Origin of the sequence: Nocardiopsis sp. CNT312, from assembly GCF_000515115.1 — a bacterium.
In the GTDB taxonomy this organism is placed as follows: Bacteria; Actinomycetota; Actinomycetes; order Streptosporangiales; family Streptosporangiaceae; genus Nocardiopsis.
The window spans coordinates 1-2665 of the sequence record NZ_AZXF01000052.1 but is presented as its reverse complement, the minus strand read 5'-3'; the positions used below and the strand labels follow the sequence as shown (position 1 = coordinate 2665).

Annotated in this window: 1 protein-coding gene and 1 pseudogene; both read left to right on the top strand. The window is 56.1% G+C overall.

Annotation, left to right across the window (positions count from 1 at the left end):
* Positions 1 to 1079: 1079 nt before the first annotated feature.
* Entirely contained in the window at positions 1080 to 1574 is a 495-nt protein-coding gene (locus tag B042_RS25205; RefSeq protein WP_197024348.1) for an Imm21 family immunity protein, read from the top strand.
* A gap of 166 nt (positions 1575 to 1740) precedes the next feature.
* A pseudogene (locus tag B042_RS23630) lies at positions 1741 to 2505 on the top strand (transposase family protein).
* The last annotated feature ends 160 nt before the right edge of the window (positions 2506 to 2665 follow it).

The window sequence follows — 2665 nt, the reverse complement described above, 5'->3', positions numbered from 1 at the left end:
CCGGTACGTGGGTGCGGGTGTCCGCGGTCGGGGCCTGGACACAGCTCGCGACGGTCCATAACCTGACCGTCCAGGGCGTCCACACGTTCCACGTGACTGTCGGAGACCAGGATCTTCTCAGTCACAATATTGGTGGACAGAAGGGGGGATATGGTAATTCATGTGATCTCATGCTCCCGGGGCCGTATGCTGTGGAAAGCATTCCGGCCCGCAGTAAAGGTCGAGACTGGAATAGTCAGGAAATTCGGTCAATAAATGCGATTGGTGATAAATATGGATGCCATTCGTGCGGTGCTCAGACGTCAGGCTATCCGAGTGGGGCATGGGTTAAGGACCATCAGCCGGTGTCGACCTTCATCGATAATGACACTCCTCAGATCCTTTTGCCCCAGTGCAGGGCCTGTAGTTCTGCTCAGGGTTCAAATGCCAGAAAGATGAATAATGATAATATTAATCCATATTCTGACTTCTGATTCTCCGTGTGGAAGTGGAATCCTTAACTATTCTAGTGGCTCGGGGAAATTTTTGAGATCCAACGGATTTTCTTGGAAGTGCTACCCATCTCCAGTTCGGTTAGCAAGCTAAACTACCTGTTTATGGAATATGCATGGGATCTGAGCGCTTTTCCATCAAAGATGAGCATTGCTCGGTTCGGCAGCGATGACTGTCAGGGCGTACAAGATCGGGTTGGGCCAGCACGGGTCGGGCAGACGACCGGTGAGGTGGGGGCGAGTTAGGCTATGTTGTGTCGCGATGCTTTGGCAGCCGATTGGCGGATTTAGGCCAGGGGATGAACTCCGCCTAACATGTACAGGATTATGAAGATAAGTATCACAATGGGATGGTGATACCTGCGTTTGCGGAGAAATGCGAATCGCAGCAAGGGTGCGACAAAATGAGGAATCTCGAATCCTTTGGGAACTATGGCCTGAGGGCTTATCCGCTTCTGGTGATTTCCATTGAATTTCTTAAAGGGGTTTCTCTTTCTGATTTGTGCCTGCGCACAGGCAGCGAGTCCAGTTATAGTTCATTTCGCTGCGCCTCTGATCTCGGAATCAATTTTCCGATCCTTTGGCTTCGTGAAGAAATTGGTGTCTTCTTTGGTTCAGTGGATTTCTAGTTTGGGTGGCCCAATGGTAGTTGTTCCTGAAGTGCTCATGGGTTCCTGGAAGGGGGATGAAGGGGATGATTATGAAAAGTCATGTGTGGTCGATTCTTATGCTGGTCTGATTGATGTCGATGGTGGCGATGCTTTAGTTTTGGGCGATGTTCCAGATGACACGGCCTACCTTTCGAAGGAAATGACGTTTATCCGATGGGGTGGAGCAGAGTCTGAGGGGCAATTGATCGATTGGGTTCAAAATGGCTGCCTCGGGGGAGTGGAAGTGCAAAATATTACATGGAACTGCAAGGGGAGATCTTTTCTTTTTGATTCGGTCTATCCGGCTGATGAAATTAATGAATTTTCTGAAATTCCTCTAGTCTCTGGTGCTTATGATGTTCGTGTTATTGTTTTCTCTGGCAGCTTCTCTGCTACGGCCTTCCGGTTGTCGAGGGGATTTTATCAGGGATAAATAATTGAGAATTTTTCATTCTGCCTCGCGTAGCTGGAGTGAGCCTTTTCCATCCAGAAGATGCAGGTCACGGGCCTGTACCACTCGCACTGAAGCACCCCTGACAGCAAGAAGCCCCTGGTAGATGGGTTTTCGACCAAGAAAACCTGCCCACCAGAGGCTTCACATGCTGTTGTACCGTGCCGCCCTGCCGTTGTCACGCCGCACCCTGAACCTGGCCGCCCGCACCATCCGCACCCACCGCGAGAACACCCGCTCCCGATGGCGGCGCCTGGATCCCGCACAGCAGGCCCTACTCGTGTTGGTCCACCTCTACAAGGGCGAACCCTTCGCCCAGATCGCCGCGGGGTTCGAGGTCGGCACCACGACCGCCTGGCGGTACGTGCGCGAGACCACGGCCCTGCTCGCTGAGCAGGCACCCGCCCTCGAACAGGGCCTACGCCGCGCACGTCGGAAAGGGTGGGCCTAGGTGATCATCGACGGCACCCTGATCGCCTGCGACCGTGTGGGAGCCGACCGGCCTTACTACTCCGGCAAGCACAAACAACACGGCATGAACATCCAGGTTGTCGCGGCCCCGGACGGTGAACCCCTGTGGACCTCATGGTCGCTGCTGGGATCGGTACACGACACCAGAGCCGCACGGGTGTGGAGGACCGCCGAGCGCGTCAAGGCCTCGGGCCTGCTCGGCCTGGGCGACAAGGGGTACGCGGGCCTGTCGGAGGTGGTGTTCTGCCCGTTCAAGGGGCGGGGCAAGCCGCAGTGGAAGAAGGACGCCAACTCCGAGCACGCCAAGCTTCGCAGCCCGGGTGAGCGGGCTATCGCCCAGCTCAAGAACTGGGACGTCCTACGCCGACTGCGGTGCTGCCCGCACCGGGCCGGAGAGATCACCCGAGCCGTGCTGGTGCTTCAGCTCCGCGAAGCAGGATGAAAAGCGCTCAGTATCGGGTCTCGCTTCGATTGGAGCCACGTGTTTCCAGCCAGGGGCGACCCGCGTGAGGAACGAAACGGGGCCGCGCGGACATCCTCCGCACGGCCCCGTCGCTCTTCTCTCCGATCCGTTCACGCCTCCCACAGGGGGCGGCCGACGT